Below are 17438 nucleotides of genomic sequence, written 5' to 3'. Positions count from 1 at the left end.
TGCGCAGGCTTGCACCATCCCTGTGGGAACCGGCCTGCCGGCGAAAGGGGCGCAGGGCGCCCCACCTCTCAGTGCGGCGTGTGGAACTGCGACGCCAGCTCGCGCAGCAGGGCCTCGGCCTCCAGCACCTTGTTCACCACCTCTTCAGCCTTCTCCCGACTCAGCCCCAGGCGCTCGAGCAGGGCATCCGGGATCTCGTCCTTGGGCCCTGAACCGATCCCCCGGGCGCGCAGCAGGCGCATCGCCAGGCACACCAGATTGGGGAATGCCGCATAATCGCCGTCGTACGCCGGATCGTGCTGGAAACGCAGGGCTGTGGACAGCTCATCGGGCATGTCCCACAGCTTCATCAGCCAGGCCCCGATCTGTTCACGGCTGATCCCCAGCAGGTGCTGTTCCACATAGCTGTGGCACAAGTGCGGGTTGACCTCCAGGTGACGGCAGATCAGCGAGAAATGCGGTGGGAAGACGTGGGCCAGCAGCAGGTAGCCAAAGTTGTGCAGCAGGCCGGCCAGGTAGGTCAGGCCCGCTTCCGGGCGCTCGGCACGTGGCATGGCGCGCGTCAGGCCCTCGATCACCGCGGCGGTGTAGATCGACTGCTGCCAGTATGGCGTGGCCTGCTGCGGGTGGTCCTTGGGTAGGCTCAGGGTCTTGCCCAACGCCAGGCCCAGGGCCAGGTTGATCACCAGGTCGAAGCCCAGCACGCGGACGATGGCGTCTTCCACCGAGCGAATCTTGCCGGGTGAGGCGTAGTACGGGGAGGCAGCCCAGCTGACCACCTGCGCGGCCAGGGCCGGATCGGTTTCCACCACGCCGGTGATGTCGTCGATGCTGGCATTGGGGTCGACGCGCAGCTTGATGATCTTTTGCGCGGTGTCGGCCAGCGGCGGAATCTCGATGGTCTGTTCCAGGCGTTGCTGGATGCGACGGGCGGTGAAGGCCTGGACGGCGCGGATGACTTCCTTGGGAGGGCCGTCCAACTGGTCGAAACTGAGGCGAATCTCGCTGATCTGCTGGCCGAACGTGCTGGCGCTGGCCTTGAACAGCATCTTCTTGAAGGCGGTTCTGCCGATTTCCAGGAGCAGGCCGGTTTCGCCGGACTGGATCAGCAGCGTCTCGTTGTCGAGCAGGCTCTTCTCGTACTGGCATGGCGAGCTGGTCAGGGCGGGAATCGCCGGCAGCGCCTTGAGGTGATGCTTGTCGAGCATCTGCTTCAGGCGCTCCAGCGGCACGGCCTTGAGCTTGCGCCCGGTCAGTTCCTCGAGGCGCTTGAGGTCCAGCAACTGGCTTTGCGGGAACAGCACCATCAAGGCACCGATCTCGTCATCGAGCAGCACGGCCTGCACCCGCGAGGCGGCCGGCAGCCCCGGGTGCTCGGGCACCTCGCGGAAGCTGACGCCGAGCTTGTCGAGCAACAGCCGGATGACAGACGGTGCGTGTAGGGTTGCGGTATCCAGGGCAACTTCAGTCATGGCCTGTATCCAATCATTCTTTAAACGCGAAGTATAACCAGCCTGGCCGCCAAGCTGGATCCATTATGGGACGGACGTCACACCTGGCCATATTGTTGACCGTGGCGCAGCCAGCGGTCGAGCAACGGGCTGACGTGGTCGGGCCAGCGTGCCAGCAGGGCCTGGGCGGCGTCGCGCACGGCTGGCAGCAGGTCGGCGTCGCGCATCAGGTCGGCGACCTTGAACTGTAGCAGGCCGGTCTGGCGGGTCCCGAGCATCTCGCCCGGGCCGCGCAACTCCAGGTCCTTCTCTGCTATGACGAATCCGTCGTTGGTTTCCCGCATGATGCCCAGGCGCTCACGGCCGATCTGCGACAGCGGCGGGTGGTAGAGCAGCACGCAGTGGCTCACCGCGCTGCCCCGACCGACCCGGCCGCGCAACTGGTGCAACTGGGCCAGGCCCAGGCGCTCGGGGTTCTCGATGATCATAAGGCTGGCATTGGGCACGTCGACGCCGACCTCGATCACCGTGGTGGCCACCAGCAGTTGCAGGTCGCCGGCCTTGAACTCGGCCATCACCGCGGCCTTTTCTGCGGGCTTCATGCGTCCGTGGATCAGGCCCACGCGCAGCTCGCCCAGGGCGCTGCCCAGTTCCTCGAAGGTGCTTTCGGCGGCCTGGCAGGTGAGTTCCTCGGACTCTTCGATCAGGGTGCATACCCAATAGGCCTGGCGGCCTTCGGCGCAGGCGGCGCGGACCCGCTCGACCACCTCGAAGCGACGGCTGTCGGCGACCAGCACGGTGTTCACCGGGGTGCGCCCGGGCGGTAGCTCGTCGAGGATCGAGGTGTCCAGGTCGGCATAGGCGCTCATCGCCAGGGTGCGCGGGATTGGCGTGGCGGTCATGATCAGCTGGTGCGGGCACAGCTGGCCCATGACGCCCTTTTTGCGCAGGGCCAGGCGCTGCTGCACGCCGAACCGGTGCTGCTCGTCGATGATCGCCAGGGCCAGGTGCTTGAACTGCACCTCCTCCTGGAACAGTGCGTGGGTGCCGACCACCATGGGCGCACCATTGGCGATCTGCTCCAGGGCGCTGGCGCGGGCCTTGCCCTTGAGCTTGCCGGCCAGCCATGCCACCTCGATGCCCAGCGGTTCCAGCCAGCGCTTGAAGGTGAGGTAGTGCTGTTCGGCGAGGATCTCGGTGGGCGCCATCAGGGCGACCTGGTAACCCGCTTCCAGAGCCTGCAGGGCGGCCAGCGCGGCGACCACGGTCTTGCCGGCGCCCACGTCGCCTTGCACCAGGCGCATCATTGGCTCGTGCTGGCTGAGATCGTAGGCAATTTCGTTGCCGACCCGCTGCTGGGCGCCGGTCGGGCTGAAGCCGAGATTGGCCAGGTACTGTGCCGGCAGGCGCGTAGCCTTGGGCAATACCGGCGCGCGCAGGGCTCGCTGGCTTTCGCGCAGGCGCTGTTGCGACAGCTGGTGGGTCAGCAGTTCTTCGAAGGCCAGGCGGTGCTGGGCCCAGTGATGGCCTTCGGCGAGTTCGTCGAGATCGGCGTCGGCCGGCGGGTTGTGCAGGTAGCGGATCGCGTCGCTCAGCGGCGCCAGCTGATAGTCGCGGGCCAGCTCGTCGGGCAGCCAGTCGGGCAGGCTGCGTGGGCCGAGCAGGCCAAGGCTCTGCTGGCAGAGCAGGCGCAGGCGCTGCTGGGTCAGGCCTTCGGTGGTCGGGTAGATCGGTGTCAGCGTCTGTTCGACCGGCGGCGGTGCTTCGTCGCCGTTCAGCGCCCGGTATTCCGGGTGGTAGATCTCCAGCCCCGAGGCGCCGGGGCGGGCTTCACCATAGCAGCGCAGGTGGGTGCCACGCTTGAGGCCCTCCTTCTGCGCATTGCTGAAATGGTAGAAGCGCAGGCTCAGCGTGCCGCTGCCGTCGCCTAGGCGCACCACCAGGCTGCGGCGCTTGCCCATGGTCACGTCGGCCCCGCTGACCACGCCCTCGATCACCGCGTCCTGGCCCGGACGCAGTTGGCCGATGGGCACCACGCGGGTGCGGTCCTGGTAGCGCAGCGGCAGGTGGAACAGCAGGTCCTGCAGGTTCTCCAGGCCGACCTTGGCGAGTTTTTCCGCCATGGCATCGCCTACGCCCTTGAGCGTGGTGACCGGGACGTTCGACAGCTCGGTCATGGGTTCAGGCCGGTTGTTCCACCGGCGGCTTGGCCACCGAGCAGAGGCGGATCGAGTCGGCGAGGATCTCGATGGCCTTCGGCCGCGGGAAGCTGGCGCGCCAGGCGATGGCCACGGTGCGGAACGGTGCGGGCGCGGTCAGCGGGCGGACTTCGATGACGCCCGGCGCGTAATGATGGCTGTGCACCGCCGACAGCGGCAGGATCGACACGCCCAGGCCCGATGCGACCATGTGGCGGATGGTTTCCAGCGAGCTGGACTCGACCGTGGTGTGCTTGGAGCCCTCGCCGCCCTTGTTCAGCGTCGGGCAGGCCTCGAGCACCTGGTCGCGGAAGCAGTGGCCCTCGCCGAGCAGCAGCAGGCTCTTGTCGTTGAGCATGGCGGTGTCGATGGTGTCCTTGGCGGTCCACGGGTGGTCGGCCGGCATCAAGGCGCAGAACGGCTCGTCGTACAGCGGCAAGGTCAGCACGTCGGCCTCGTTGAACGGCAGGGCGATGATCACCGCGTCCAGTTCGCCGTTGCGCAGCTTTTCACGCAGCACGTGGGTGAAGTTCTCTTCGATGTACAACGGCATCTGCGGCGCCACGCGGTGCAACTGCGGGATCAGGTGCGGGAACAGATAGGGGCCGACGGTGTAGATGGCGCCGACCTTGAGCGGCGCGGTCAGCTGGTTCTTGCCGGCCTGGGCCAGCTCGCGGATGCCCTGGGCCTGCTCCAGCACCTTCTGCGCCTGGGCGACGATGCTCTCGCCGACCGGCGTGAGGCGCACCGCGCTCTTGCTGCGCTCGAAGATCAGCACGCCGAGTTCGTCCTCGAGCTTCTTCACGCCCACCGACAGGGTTGGTTGGCTGACGTGGCAACGCTCGGCCGCGTGGCCGAAGTGCTGCTCTTGCGCGAGGGTGACGATGTAGCGAAGTTCGGTGAGGGTCATAACGTGCGTCCATGAAGTTGCGGCCCCAGCATAGCGGCTGCAATCGATAGACGCACGTTATCAGACTTGCCGTTTTGTGACAGAAACAAAAACGTCAGCGTCGGTCCAGCGAATAGACGAACGGCGCAACGACTTCGATCGTGCCATTGTTCAGCAACTCCGCCGGAGGCTTTGGCACCGTGCCGGCACGGCGGATCATCTCCAGCGTGGCCCGGTCAAGCGCCGCACTGCCGGAACCGCCGGCCAGCGCGTACGAGACCACCTTGCCTTCGGCGTCGACGACGAAGCGCAGGCGGTTTATGCCCTGCAGTCCGCGACGGCGAGCGTCCTCGGGGTACTTCTTGTACTTGGCCAGGTGGCGCAGCAGATCGCTCTGCCAGCTCGGCAGGGCATTGCTGTTGGACGCGATGCTCGGCTGCGGCGCCGCCGACTTCTGCGGTGGCGTGTTGCTCGGCGGCGTGTCCGCGACGTCGTCCTTGGCTGGCGGCTCGTCCTTCGGCGGCTCAAGCTTCTTCTCGGGCTTGGGCGGCTGTGGCTTGGCCTTGGGCTTGGGCGGCTTGGGGATGGCGATCTTCGGCTTCGGCGCCTCTGCCAGCTTCGGCAGCGGCGGTTCCTCGACCGGCGTCGGCGGCTTCGGGGCGGCCTTGGGTGGCGGCGGTGGCGCGGGCTCGGGCAGCGGTGCCAGCTCGACCATCATCGCTGCCGGCGGCAACTCGAGGGCCTGGGGCACCGACCAGTTGAGCGTCAGCAGCACGGCGACCGCGTGCACGCCCAGCACGATCGCCAGGCTGCCACCGTAGCGCGCCATGTTTGAGCGCGTTTTCGTCATTTCTTGGCTGCCGTCTCGAGTCCGACCAGGCCGACCTTGAGGTAGCCGGCGGCACGCATGGTGTTCATCACTTCCATCAGGTCGCCGTAATCGACGCCCTTGTCAGCCTGGAAGAAGATGGTGGTTTCCTTGTCGCCCTTGGTCTTGGCGTCGAGCATGGCGCCAAGCTGGTCGCGCTGGGCCACCTCGTCGTCGCCGAGGTAGAGCTTCTTGTCGGCCTTGACGCTGACGAACACCGGCTTCTCGGGCCTCGGCGCGGGCTTCGCGGTCGAGGCGGGCAGGTCGACCTTGATGTCGACCGTGGCCAGGGGGGCCGCGACCATGAAGATGATCAGCAGCACCAGCATTACGTCGATGAACGGCGTGACGTTGATTTCGTGGTTCTCGGCGAGGTCGTCGCCACCTTCGTTGAGATGCAGGCCCATGGCTTACCCCACTTTCACCATGTGCGGGGCGGCGCGCTCGCTGCCCTGGTGGTCCAGGTCGCGGCTGACCAGCAGCAGGACCTGGGCGGAGGCGTCGGACACCTGTGCCTTGTAGCCGGCGATGGAGCGGGCGAAGACGTTGTAGATGACCACGGCCGGGATCGCGGCGACCAGACCCAGGGCGGTGGCCAGCAGGGCTTCGGCGATACCTGGGGCGACCACGGCGAGGTTGGTGGTCTGGGTCTTGGCGATGCCGATGAAGCTGTTCATGATGCCCCAAACGGTGCCGAACAGACCGACGAACGGTGCGGTGGAACCGATGGTAGCCAGTACGCCGGTGCCGCTGCTCATGGTCCGGCCACTGGCGGCTACCAGGCGCTCCAGGCGGAAACTGACGCGTTCCTTGATGCCTTCCTTCTCGCGGGCATTGGCCGACAGGCGCATTTCTTCGAGGGCGTCATGCACCAGGATGTGGGCCAGGGTGCCTTCCTTGTTCGACACCTCGCTGGCCTCTTTCAGGCTCACCGAGCGCTTCAGGGCGGCGATCTCGCCACGCAGGCGGCGCTTGGCGCCCATCAGCTCGAAGCCCTTGGCGATCCAGATGGTCCAGGTGATGATCGAGGCGATGGCCAGGCCGATCATCACGGCCTTCACCACCACGTCGGCGTTCTTGTACATGCCCCATGGGGACAGGTCGTGGGCCATGCCCAGCGAGGTGTCTTCGACCATCGCCTGCACGTTCTCGTTGGCCGGGGCCTGGCCTTCCACCGGCGCAGTCGCGTCGGCTGGTGCGGCAACCGGGGCCTGGCCTTCTGCGGCAGGCGTGGCTGGGGCGGCGGCAGCGGCGGGTGCCGGGGTGGCGGCGACAGGCTCTTCGGCCATGGCTGCCGGGGCCAGTACCAGGCTGAACATCAGCGCGGCAATGGCGCGCCAAGCGCGCGACGGGGTTGGCGAAGCGGAAGGTTGAGTACGTGTCATGCTGGCCGGACCTGATGAAGAGAAATGGGTTGAGTTCTTCAAGGCCTCGAAGCAGGCCGAGAACAGACAGGGTCGCCATTATTGCAAGTAATTCTTGTTAACAAAAGTAATAATGTTGCTTTTTTTGACCTTGGTATAGCCGTTTATCGCGCTAACCCGATAGCCTGTGCCTTTCGCATTAGGAGGTTTGGTATGTCAGACGTTTCAGCTTTGATCGTGGGTTGCGGTGATGTGGGCAGCCGCCTGGCCCGCCAACTGCTTGCTCAAGGCTGGCAGGTCAGCGGCTTGCGCCGTTCGGTCGATCAGTTGCCCGAAGGGGTTCGGCCGATCGCCGCCGATCTGGCCGAGCCGCAGATACCGAGCGCTTGGCCCGAGCAGGGACCTGATTACCTGGTGTATTGCGTGGCGGCCAGCCAGCACGATGAAGCCGGCTACCAGGCGGCCTATGTCGAAGGTTTGCGCCATGTGCTGGGATGGCTGGCGGCGAAAGGGCAGCGGCCACGACGCCTGGTGTTCGTGTCCAGCAGCAGCGTGTATGCGCAGCAGGACGGTGAATGGATTGCCGAAGCGGCAGCCACGCAGCCCGAGGGCTATTCCGGCAAGGTGATGCTCGAGGCTGAGCGGCTGGCGCTGGACAGCGGCATTCCCGCGACGATCGTGCGCCTGACCGGCATCTATGGTCCGGGGCGCGAGTGGTTGCTGAGTCAGGTGCGCCAGGGGTATCGCGTGGCCGAGGAGCCACCGTTGTACGGCAATCGCATTCATGCCGAGGATGCCGCCGGCCTGATGGCGCACCTGCTGCGGGCCGATGCCCGGGGTGTTGCGCTGGATGACTGCTATATCGGCGTGGATGACGATCCGGCGCCGCTGGCCGAGGTGGTGGCCTGGCTGCGTGAATACCTGGGCGTTACCCAGTGGTCGGATGAGCAGCGGGTGCGGCGCACCGGCAGCAAGCGCTGCAGCAATGCGCGGGCGCGGGCGTTGGGGTGGGTGCCGATGTATCCGAGTTACAAAGAGGGGTATGCCGCCATTCTGCAAGGGCGTGGTTGAGACTACCGGCCCTATCGCGGGGCAAGCCCGCTCCCACGCATATCGTGGGAGCGGGCTTGCCCCGCGATGTTGGCTAATCCTTTTCCAGCACCCACTGCCGCGCACCGGCGGCCAGTTGCGGCATTTCATCCGGTTGGGCGCGGTTTACCGCCTGGAAGATTTCCAGGGTGTCGCCGTCGCGCTTGAAGATCCATGGCGCGCCACGCTGGTCGCGCTCCAGCCATAGGCTGTCGTTGCCATCGCCCATGGTCGCGCAGTCGCCCGCCAGGCAAAGGGCGAAGCGGTCAGGGCCAGGCAGGCCGGTAACGTTGCCGGTGTCGCTGAAGCGCACCACTGCGCCCTTGCCCTGGCCTTCGACGATCTTCCAGTCGCCGCCCAGGTATTGCTGGTACAGCGCCTTCTCGAAGCTGCCACCCAGCGGCGTGTTCTGTGGGCCTTCGCTGCGCACGAAGGTTTGCTGGTGACCGGACGGGTCGATCGCCAGCAACTCGTCGCCGTCGAGCTTGAGCTGTTCGACCAGGCCACCTTCGAAGCTGACCTGCCAGTCTTTCTCGTTGGCGCTCAGGCGCCCGTCGGCAGCCTCGAAGCCATTGCTGAAGCTGGCCTGCTGGTTCTTGACGTCGATCTTCCACTCGAACACCGGGCCCTGGGCGTCGAGAGCCTGGCGCAGGCTGGTGCCTTTGCGGGCGGCGTCGATGGCGGCCTGGTTGATCCAGGTGCCGTTGAAGTCTTCGGGTTTATGGCTGGCGCAGCCGCCCAGGAGCAGGGCTGCCAGCGCGATAGGCAATGCGTGGCGCATGGGGGAAACCTTGGGGCAGGAGAGGGTGGTGACGGGCTTGATGCCCGTCACCGGGAGCATCACTCGAGGACCAGGATGGCGTCCATCTCGACCTGGGCACCCTTCGGCAGCGCGGCGACGCCGATGGCGGCGCGGGCCGGGTAAGGCTGTTCGAAGTAACGGCCCATGATTTCGTTGACCTTGGCGAAGTGGCTCAGGTCGGTGAGGAAGATGTTCAGCTTGACGATGTCCTTGAACGAACCGCCAGCGGCTTCGGCCACCGACTTCAGGTTCTCGAACACCTGGACGGTCTGGGCTTCGAAGCCTTCGACCAGTTCCATGGTCTTCGGATCGAGCGGGATCTGGCCCGACATGTACACGGTGTTGCCAGCCTTGATCGCTTGCGAGTAGGTGCCGATGGCGGCAGGGGCCTTGTCGCTGGTGATGACGGTCTTGCTCATGATGACTCCTTGCGGTTGGCGGACTACGCACGCATCCGGGTGATGCGGACCACGCCGGTCAAGGTGCGCAGCTTCTTGATCACGCGGGCCAGGTGCACACGGTCGTGCACGCTGACCACCAGTTGGACCACGCTGATACGGCCGTCGCGTTCGTCCATGCTGATTTTCTCGATGTTGCCGTCGGCGGCGTTGACGCTGCTGGCCAGCAGCGCGATCAGGCCGCGCTGGTGTTCCAGTTCGACGCGCAGCTCGACGTTGAACTCGCCGGTGATGTCCTTGGCCCAAGAGAGCTGCAGGCACTTCTCCGGGTTGTGGCGGACTTCACTGATGTTGCGGCAGTCTTCCAGGTGCACGACCATGCCTTTGCCGGCCGACAGGTGGCCGACGATAGGGTCGCCCGGGATCGGGGTGCAGCACTTGGCGTAGCTGAGCACCAGGCCCTCGGTACCGCGGATCGCCAGCGGGCCTTCCGGCGCCGGCAGTTGCTCGCCTTCGGCGGACAGCAGGCGGCGGGCGACCACGTAGGCCATGCGGTTGCCCAGGCCGATGTCCTCGAGCAGGTCCTCGAGCAGTTCCAGGCGGTACTCGGCGAGGATCGACTGGATGCGCTCCTGGGGGATCTTCTCCAGGCTGCTGTCGAAGCCGGTCAGCACCTTGTTCAGCAGGCGCTCGCCGAGGCTGATGGACTCGGAGCGGCGCTGTTGCTTGAGGGCATGACGAATGTGCGTGCGCGCCTTGCCGGTGACCACGAAGTTGAGCCAGGCCGGGTTCGGCCGGGCGCCCGGCGCGCTGACGATCTCGACGGTGGAGCCGCTCTGCAGCGGCTCGGACAGCGGCGCCAGGCGGCGGTTGATGCGGCAGGCGATGCAGCTGTTGCCGACGTCGGTGTGCACCGCGTAGGCGAAGTCGACGGCGGTGGAGCCCTTGGGCAGCTCCATGATCCGGCCTTTGGGGGTGAAGACGTAGACCTCGTCCGGGAACAGGTCGATCTTCACGCTCTCGATGAACTCCAGCGAGTTGCCGGCGCGCTGCTGCAGCTCGAGGATGCCCTTGACCCACTGGCGGGCGCGGGCGTGGCTGCCCTTGGGCTGCTCTTCCTCGTTGGACTTGTACAGCCAGTGCGCGGCAATGCCGTTGTTGGCCATCTCTTCCATTTCGCGAGTGCGGATCTGGATCTCGATGGGCACGCCGTGCATGCCGAACAGCGTGGTGTGCAACGACTGGTAGCCGTTGGCCTTGGGGATCGCGATGTAGTCCTTGAACCGGCCCGGCAGTGGCTTGTACAGGTTGTGCACGGCGCCGAGCACGCGGTAGCAGGTGTCGACCTTGTCGACGATGATGCGGAAGGCGTACACGTCCATGATCTCTGTGAAGGCGCGACGCTTGCCGCGCATCTTCTTGTAGATGCCATAGAGGTGTTTCTGCCGGCCGCTGACTTCGCCTTGAATGCCATCGGCGGCCAGGCAGTTGGCCAGCGAGGTCTCGATCTTGGCGACGATTTCCTTGCGGTTGCCCCGCGCGCTCTTGACCGCCCGGTGGATCAGCGACGAACGCATCGGGTGCATGGCCTTGAAACCGAGGTCCTCGAACTCGACGCGCACAGTGTGCATCCCCAGGCGGTTGGCGATGGGGGCGTAGATCTCGAGGGTTTCCTTGGCGATGCGTCGGCGTTTTTCGCCGGACAGCACTTCCAGGGTGCGCATGTTGTGCAGGCGGTCGGCCAGCTTGACCAGGATCACGCGGATGTCGCGGGCCATGGCCATGGCCATCTTCTGGAAGTTCTCGGCCTGGGCCTCGGCCTTGGTCTCGAAGTTCATCTGGGTCAGCTTGCTGACCCCGTCGACCAGCTCGGCGACGGTCTCGCCGAATTGCTGGCTCAAGGCTTCCTTGGCGATACCGGTGTCTTCGATCACGTCGTGCAGCATGGCCGCCATCAGGCTCTGATGGTCCATGTGCATGTCGGCGAGAATGCTGGCGACCGCCAGCGGATGGGTCACATAAGGCTCGCCGCTGCGGCGACGCTGGCCATCGTGGGCCTGCTCGGCGTAGAAGTAGGCCCGGCGAACCAGGTTGACCTGTTCGGGGCCCAGGTAAGTCGACAGCCGTTCGGCGAGGGCTTCTATACCCGGCATGGTTTCACCTCTTGCTGAAGAAGAGGGCCTTGCGCCGCACGGTGTCGACTGGGCATCAATCAGACGGCCTCGTTGTTCTCGTCCTCGAACGCGGCGAATACCGGATCCTCGGTGACGATCTCTTCGGCGGCGATGAACTCTGGCGTGACGATGCCTTCGGCGATTTCACGCAGGGCGACGACGGTCGGCTTGTCGTTTTCCCACGCAACGCGTGGCTCTTTGCCGCCGGTAGCCAGCTGGCGGGCGCGCTTGGTCGAGAGCATGACCAGCTCAAAGCGGTTATCCACGTGTTCCAGGCAGTCTTCAACAGTTACGCGGGCCATGGTCTTCCTCAGTAGCAAATGCGGTAGGCGTGCGCCCAGAATGGGCAGGCGGACTCGATAGTTTAAAAAATCACCAGCCAATAGGGAAGGGCTGTTTTGTCGGGTGCCCTTCCTCCGGTGCTGTTTGAGTCGTTTTCGCGGGCCCTGTGGGAGCGGGCTTGTCCGCGAAGCAGTTCACACCAAGCTGGGACGGACGATAACGGTTCCTGTTACCCGAAAACAACCGCCCCTGACGCGTTAACGCAACATTGCGTCGCGCAGGCGCGGGGTCAGCTCCTCGAACAGCGTCTGTACCGAGCGCAGGGCACGGCAATCGGGGCGGGTCAGCAGCCACAGCTGGGTGTCGCAGCCGGGCAGCGGGCCGCTCAGCGCCTCGACGCCGGGCAAGTCGTGGACCATGTAGTCTGGCAGTGCCGCCACGCCCAGGCCGGTGGTCACCAGTTGGGCGATGGTCGACATGCCGCTGCACTGGTAGCGCGGAATCAGCCCCGGGTGATGTTGGTTGCGCCAGACCACCGTGGCGTGGTCCTGCATGGAGTCGTCGGGGGCGATCCATGGCACGCTGGCGGCCGATTCCTGCAGGCGCTCGCGTAGCACCGGCAGGCCGCAGACCACGTAGGAGGTCGAGCCCAGGCAGCGGCCCACGAGGTGTTCCGGCGGCGTGTTGGTCAGGCGCAGGGCGATGTCGGCATCGCGGCGGCTGAGGTTGGCAAAGGTGTTGGAGGTGCCCATTTCCAGCGACAGCGCCGGGTAGTTGGGCATGAACTCGGCCAGCGCCGGCAGCAGCAGGCTGTGCAGCACCGCCTCGGTGCAGGTCAGACGCACGGTGCCGCTGACCACCTGCTCGCCGCTGGTCAGCGCGATGCGCGCCGCGTCCAGCGCCTGTTCGGCGCGCTCGGCCTGCTCGGCCAGGGCCTGGGCGGTGTCGGTGGGCAGGTAGCCCTTGCGGCTCTTGACGAACAGCGCAGTGCCCAGTGCCGATTCCAGCCGGCGGATCGAACGGAAGACCGTGGAAACGTCGACCTTGAGCAGTTCGGCGGCCTTGGCCAGGGACCGGCCGCGCTCCAGCGCCAGGACCAGGGCGAGGTCCGCATGGTTGATCTGATATTGCATCGATGCACGCTCTGCTTGCCGAAATGCCAATGTCTGTTGCGTTGGGGCCATTTTATAGTGAAACGGCCCCCGGGAATCAATGCAGCCGGTCGGCAACCAGCCCCCCACGATGGGCCAGTGAAAAGAACAACAGCAGCACCATCGTCGCCTTTCGAGGCGTCATCCGCAGTTCCCCACATCGCCGCTCCGAATCAAAGGATGTACAGCCATGACGTCGGTCTCCCCGTGCGCCAGTTCTTCCCGCGAGATGAATGAGTTCCTGGATGCCCATCCGGATACCCAGTACGTCGACCTGCTGATCTCCGACATGAACGGGGTGGTGCGCGGCAAGCGCATCGAACGCGCCAGCCTGCACAAGGTGTACGAGAAAGGCATCAACCTGCCGGCCTCGCTCTTCGCCCTGGATATCAACGGTTCAACCGTCGAAAGCACCGGTCTTGGCCTGGACATCGGCGACGCCGACCGTATCTGTTTCCCGATTCCGGGCACGCTCTGCGACGAGCCATGGCAGAAGCGTCCGACCGCGCAGTTGCTGATGACCATGCATGAGCTGGATGGCGCGCCGTTCTTCGCCGATCCGCGCGAGGTGCTGCGCCAGGTGGTAAGCCGGTTCGACGACCTGGGCCTGGATATCTGCGCCGCGTTCGAGCTGGAGTTCTACCTGATCGACCAGGACAACCTCAACGGCCGTCCGCAGCCGCCGCGCTCGCCGATTTCGGGCAAGCGCCCGCAGTCGACCCAGGTGTACCTGATCGACGACCTCGACGAATATGCCGACTGCCTGCAGGACATGCTCGAAGCCGCCAAGGAGCAGGGCCTGCCCGCCGACGCCATCGTCAAGGAAAGCGCCCCCGCGCAGTTCGAGGTCAACCTGCACCACGTCGCCGACCCGCTGAAGGCCTGCGATTATGCGATCCTGCTCAAGCGCCTGATCAAGAACGTCGCCTACGACCATGAGATGGACTCCACCTTCATGGCCAAGCCCTATCCGGGCCAGGCAGGCAACGGTCTGCACGTGCACATCTCGCTGCTGGACAAGAAGACCGGCAAGAACATCTTTACCAATGACGACCCGCTGCAGAGCGAGACCCTGCGCCACGCCATCGGCGGCGTGCTGGAGACCATGCCGGCATCGATGGCGTTCCTGTGCCCGAACATCAACTCCTACCGCCGCTTCGGCGCCCAGTTCTACGTGCCCAATGCGCCGAGCTGGGGCCTGGACAACCGCACCGTCGCGGTCCGCGTGCCGACCGACAGCAGTGAGAACGTGCGCATCGAGCACCGCGTGGCCGGTGCCGACGCCAACCCGTACCTGATGCTCGCGGCGATCCTCGCCGGCATCCACCATGGCCTGACCAACAAGGTCGAGCCGAACGCGCCGATCGAAGGCAACTCGTACGAACAGCTGGAACAGAGCCTGCCGAACAACCTGCGCGACGCCCTGCGCGCGCTGGATGACAGCGAAGTCCTCAACCAATACATCAGCCCGGACTACATCGACATCTTCGTGGCCTGCAAGGAGAGCGAGCTGGCCGAGTTCGAAGTGTCGATCTCCGACCTCGAGTACAACTGGTACCTGCACACGGTGTAAGCCCATGAGCGCATTTGCGGTCCCCTTGATCGGTGTCAGCGCCTGCCGCCAGCAGGTGGGAAAGAACTCGTCGCACACGGTGGGCGACAAGTATGTCGAGGCCGCGGGCTTTGCCGGGCTGCCGCTGATCCTGCCGGCGCGTGATGGCGGCAGCGACACCCGGGCGCTGCTGGCCCGGCTCGATGGCATTCTTTTTACCGGTTCGCCTTCAAATGTCGAGCCGCATCATTACAATGGCGCCCCCAGCGCGGAAGGTACCCGGCACGATCTTGCACGTGATCGCCTTACCTTGCCGCTGCTGCAGGCGGCCATTGCCGCCGGTGTGCCGGTGTTGTGCATCTGCCGTGGCTTCCAGGAACTGAACGTGGCCCTTGGCGGCACCCTGCACCAGCGCGTGCAGGAACTGCCCGGCTACCTGGACCACCGCGAACCTGAGGACGCACCCCTGGAGGTGCAATACGGCCCTCGTCATCCCGTCGCGGTCACCGCGGGCGGGTTGTTCGAGCGCCTGGGCCTGGCGGCGCAGTTCGAGGTCAACTCGCTGCACAGCCAGGGTATCGACCGCCTGGCCCCGGGCCTGCGCGTCGAGGCACGGGCCCCGGATGGCCTGGTCGAAGCGGTGTCGATGCCTGATGCGCCGGGCTTTGTAGTCGGCGTGCAGTGGCACCCTGAATGGCGTTTCGCCGAAAACCCGGTTTCGCTGCGCCTGTTCGAGGCGTTCCGCGAGGCTTGCATTGCCCATGCTGCTCGGGAGGGTGTACGTCAGGAAACACGCTGACGTTAGCCGAAGGTCCAGGATGACCGTGCCCCACCACGAGCTTTCAATGAGTGAAAGCGGGCCCACTACGGCGGGCCTGTGAGAACAATTCCAATAGTTACGGCACAGACTCATGAATGAATACACAGAAGCCGGACGCCCACCCGACGTGGCGTCCGACTCGGGCAACACCCAGCGCAGCAAGGGCCTGGCCAAGGGCCGTCTCGGTCTGCTGGCCAGCGTCGTGCTGGGCATTTCCACCATCGCGCCGGTCTACACCCTGACCGGCGCACTCGGCCCGACCGTGCGCGAAGTCGGCGCCCACCTGCCGGCGGTGTTCATCGTCGGCTTCCTGCCGATGCTGCTGGTGGCCCTGGGCTACCGCGAGCTGAACTCGGCCGAGCCCGACAGCGGCACCTCCTTCACCTGGTCGGCCCGGGCCTTCGGTCCGATGATCGGCTGGATCGGCGGCTGGGGGCTGGTGGTCGCCACCACCATCGTGCTGTCCAACCTGGCGGGCGTGGCGGTGGACTTCTTCTACCTGTTCCTGGCCCAGATCACCGGCAACCAGGAGCTGGCGGCGCTGGCGGACAACCTGCTGGTCAACGTCACCACCTGTTGCGTGTTCATCGCCCTGGCGGTGTGGATCTGCTGTCGGGGCATGGCCACCACCATGACTGTGCAGTACGGCCTGGTGGCCTTGCAGTTGCTGGTGTTGATCGGCTTTGCGTTCGCCGCCTTCGGCGAAACCACGGCGCCACCACCGCTGGCATTCGATCTTGCCTGGTTCAACCCGTTCGGCGTCGAGTCGTTCTCGGCATTCGCGGCCGGCCTGTCGTTGTCGATCTTCATCTTCTGGGGTTGGGACGTGTGTCTGACCGTCAGCGAGGAGTCGATCGGTAGCGAAGAGGTGCCGGGCAAGGCCGCCACCTGGACGGTGTTGCTGATCCTTGGCCTGTATCTGCTCACCGCCATCGCCACCCTGCAGTTCGCCGGGATCAGCGAGGATGGATTGGGCCTGGGCAACCCACGCATCCAGGAGAACGTGTTCGCCCACCTGGCCGGCCCGGTCATGGGACCGCTGGCAATCCTGATGTCGATCGCGGTGCTGGCCAGCACCGCCGCCTCGCTGCAGTCGACCTTCGTCTCGCCGGCGCGCACCCTGCTCGCCATGGGTTACTACGGCGCCGTGCCGCAGCGCTTCGCCACGGTCTGCCCGCGCTCGCAGACGCCGCGCTACGCGACCATCTGTGCCGGCATTGCCGCGGCGCTGTTCTACGTGACCATGCGTACCTTGAGCGAGAACGTGCTGGCAGACACCATCACCGCCCTGGGCATGATGATCTGCTTCTATTACTCGCTGACTGCTTTCGCTTGCGTGTGGTACTTCCGCCGCAGCCTGTTCGACAGCGTGCGTCACTTCTTTATGCGCGGCGTCTGCCCGCTGGTGGGTGGGGTGATCCTGTCGGTGATCTTCGTGCGCACGGCGATCGACAGCGCTTCGCCGGACTTCGGCAGCGGCTCGCATGTGGGCGGGCTGGGGCTGGTGTTCGTGATCGCAGCGATCATCTCGGCACTCGGGATCGTGCTGATGATGCTGTCGCGGCTGCGGGCGCCGGCGTATTTCCTGGGGGCGACCCTGCGCCAGCAGGCGACCATTCAGTTGCAGGACTGACGCATGGGGGCGCTTTGCGCCCCTTTCGCGACACAAGGCCGCTCCCACAGGTACAGCACGGTTTCAGACTCTGCACCGTACCTGTAGCGGCCTTGCCGGGGCGCCGTACCGGTCGGATAGGGCCTCGCAGAGGCCCCGGCGGTCTTCAGCCGATCAGCTGCTTGAGCAACTCACCATGCCGCGCCTGCTGTTTCTTCAGCAACAGGCGATTCGATGCGAACACCGCCTTCAATTCCTCCAGCGCCACGCCGAAGTCGTCATTGATGATGACGTACTCATACTCGTCATAGTGCACCATCTCGCTGACCGCTTCCTTCATGCGTCCGGCAATGATCTCCTCACTGTCCTGGCCACGACCATCCAGCCGTTGGCGCAAGGCCTCCTGGCTAGGCGGCAGGATGAAGATCGAACGCGCCTCGGGCATCAGCTTGCGTACCTGCTGGGCGCCTTGCCAGTCGATCTCCAGGATCAGGTCGTAGCCCTGGTCGAGGGTTTCCTGCAGCGCGCTGCGCGACGTGCCGTAGAAGTTGCCGAACACTTCGGCGTGCTCGAGGAAGTCGCCCTGGGCGATCAATGCCTTGAACTCCTCATGAACGACGAAGTGGTAGTTCACCCCGTGCTCCTCGCCCGGACGCATGGCGCGGGTGGTGTGGGAGACCGAGACGCGCACGTTGGCGTCGTCCTTGATCAGGGCCGTGACCAGGCTGGTCTTGCCGGCGCCGGACGGGGCCGAAACGATGTAGAGGGTGCCGCTGATGTGATTCATG

The 17438-nt window shown here is 65.5% G+C and carries 16 protein-coding genes; 4 read left to right on the top strand and 12 right to left on the bottom strand.

All coding sequences use genetic code 11. The features are described 5' to 3' along the window. Positions 1 to 68: 68 nt before the first annotated feature. The 6 genes from AC25MA_RS09305 to exbB form a co-directional block, all read right to left on the bottom strand. On the bottom strand, positions 69 to 1472 hold the full coding sequence (locus tag AC25MA_RS09305; RefSeq protein WP_213884090.1) for an aminoacyl-tRNA deacylase and HDOD domain-containing protein: 1404 nt from the start codon (positions 1470 to 1472) through the stop codon (positions 69 to 71). Between the two features lie 77 nt (positions 1473 to 1549). Continuing rightward, entirely contained in the window at positions 1550 to 3628 is a 2079-nt protein-coding gene (recG, locus tag AC25MA_RS09300) for an ATP-dependent DNA helicase RecG (protein ID WP_028689957.1), read from the bottom strand. 4 nt (positions 3629 to 3632) lie between these two features. Continuing rightward, positions 3633 to 4559 (bottom strand): hydrogen peroxide-inducible genes activator, encoded by a 927-nt coding sequence (locus AC25MA_RS09295; protein WP_028689956.1) that lies wholly within the window; start codon positions 4557 to 4559, stop codon positions 3633 to 3635. Positions 4560 to 4653: 94 nt separating this feature from the next. Further along, a complete protein-coding gene (locus AC25MA_RS09290; RefSeq protein ID WP_028689955.1) occupies positions 4654 to 5388 on the bottom strand; it encodes an energy transducer TonB in 735 nt (244 codons plus the stop codon). Next, a complete protein-coding gene (exbD, locus tag AC25MA_RS09285; protein WP_023632733.1) occupies positions 5385 to 5813 on the bottom strand; it encodes a TonB system transport protein ExbD in 429 nt (142 codons plus the stop codon). Before exbD ends, AC25MA_RS09290 begins: the two co-directional genes overlap by 4 nt. Positions 5814 to 5816: 3 nt before the next feature. Next, entirely contained in the window at positions 5817 to 6791 is a 975-nt protein-coding gene (gene exbB / locus AC25MA_RS09280; protein WP_236180613.1) for a tonB-system energizer ExbB, read from the bottom strand. Positions 6792 to 6983: 192 nt separating this feature from the next. On the opposite strand from exbB, the gene AC25MA_RS09275 reads away from it, so the two are divergent. Beyond that, the gene (locus AC25MA_RS09275) at positions 6984 to 7841 is read left to right on the top strand and encodes an SDR family oxidoreductase (RefSeq protein ID WP_028689953.1); all 858 of its coding nucleotides are present in this window, start codon (positions 6984 to 6986) and stop codon (positions 7839 to 7841) included. A gap of 73 nt (positions 7842 to 7914) precedes the next feature. Here AC25MA_RS09275 and AC25MA_RS09270 read toward each other — a convergent pair whose 3' ends face one another. From AC25MA_RS09270 to AC25MA_RS09250, 5 genes are all read right to left on the bottom strand, one after another. Continuing rightward, positions 7915 to 8640, bottom strand: coding sequence for a hypothetical protein (locus AC25MA_RS09270; RefSeq protein ID WP_028689952.1), 726 nt, complete (start codon positions 8638 to 8640; stop codon positions 7915 to 7917). A gap of 59 nt (positions 8641 to 8699) precedes the next feature. Next, positions 8700 to 9080 carry a RidA family protein gene (locus AC25MA_RS09265; RefSeq protein ID WP_028689951.1) on the bottom strand — a complete coding sequence of 127 codons (381 nt, stop codon included), beginning with the start codon at positions 9078 to 9080 and terminating at the stop codon, positions 8700 to 8702. Between the two features lie 23 nt (positions 9081 to 9103). Continuing rightward, a complete protein-coding gene (gene spoT, locus AC25MA_RS09260; RefSeq protein WP_028689950.1) occupies positions 9104 to 11212 on the bottom strand; it encodes a bifunctional GTP diphosphokinase/guanosine-3',5'-bis pyrophosphate 3'-pyrophosphohydrolase in 2109 nt (702 codons plus the stop codon). A gap of 59 nt (positions 11213 to 11271) precedes the next feature. Beyond that, positions 11272 to 11535, bottom strand: a complete 264-nt coding sequence (rpoZ, locus tag AC25MA_RS09255) for a DNA-directed RNA polymerase subunit omega (protein ID WP_008091595.1) — start codon at positions 11533 to 11535, stop codon at positions 11272 to 11274. 237 nt (positions 11536 to 11772) lie between these two features. Beyond that, the gene (locus AC25MA_RS09250; RefSeq protein WP_028689949.1) at positions 11773 to 12648 is read right to left on the bottom strand and encodes a LysR family transcriptional regulator; all 876 of its coding nucleotides are present in this window, start codon (positions 12646 to 12648) and stop codon (positions 11773 to 11775) included. A 208-nt stretch (positions 12649 to 12856) separates the two neighbouring features. On the opposite strand from AC25MA_RS09250, the gene AC25MA_RS09245 reads away from it, so the two are divergent. From AC25MA_RS09245 to AC25MA_RS09235, 3 genes are all read left to right on the top strand, one after another. Next, on the top strand, positions 12857 to 14239 hold the full coding sequence (locus AC25MA_RS09245) for a glutamine synthetase family protein (RefSeq protein ID WP_028689948.1): 1383 nt from the start codon (positions 12857 to 12859) through the stop codon (positions 14237 to 14239). Between the two features lie 4 nt (positions 14240 to 14243). Further along, the gene (locus AC25MA_RS09240) at positions 14244 to 15017 is read left to right on the top strand and encodes a gamma-glutamyl-gamma-aminobutyrate hydrolase family protein (protein ID WP_028689947.1); all 774 of its coding nucleotides are present in this window, start codon (positions 14244 to 14246) and stop codon (positions 15015 to 15017) included. A gap of 112 nt (positions 15018 to 15129) precedes the next feature. Then, complete coding sequence (locus tag AC25MA_RS09235) at positions 15130 to 16671, top strand: APC family permease (RefSeq protein WP_062360116.1); 1542 nt, start codon at positions 15130 to 15132, stop codon at positions 16669 to 16671. Between the two features lie 145 nt (positions 16672 to 16816). Here AC25MA_RS09235 and gmk read toward each other — a convergent pair whose 3' ends face one another. Next, positions 16817 to 17437, bottom strand: coding sequence for a guanylate kinase (gene gmk, locus AC25MA_RS09230; RefSeq protein WP_207851220.1), 621 nt, complete (start codon positions 17435 to 17437; stop codon positions 16817 to 16819). Between the last annotated feature and the right edge of the window lies 1 nt (position 17438).

The sequence above is a fragment of the Pseudomonas sp. P65(2024) genome (assembly GCF_057480955.1).
The sequence above is the reverse complement of the archived record's forward strand: the minus strand, read 5'-3'. Positions and strand labels throughout refer to the sequence as shown.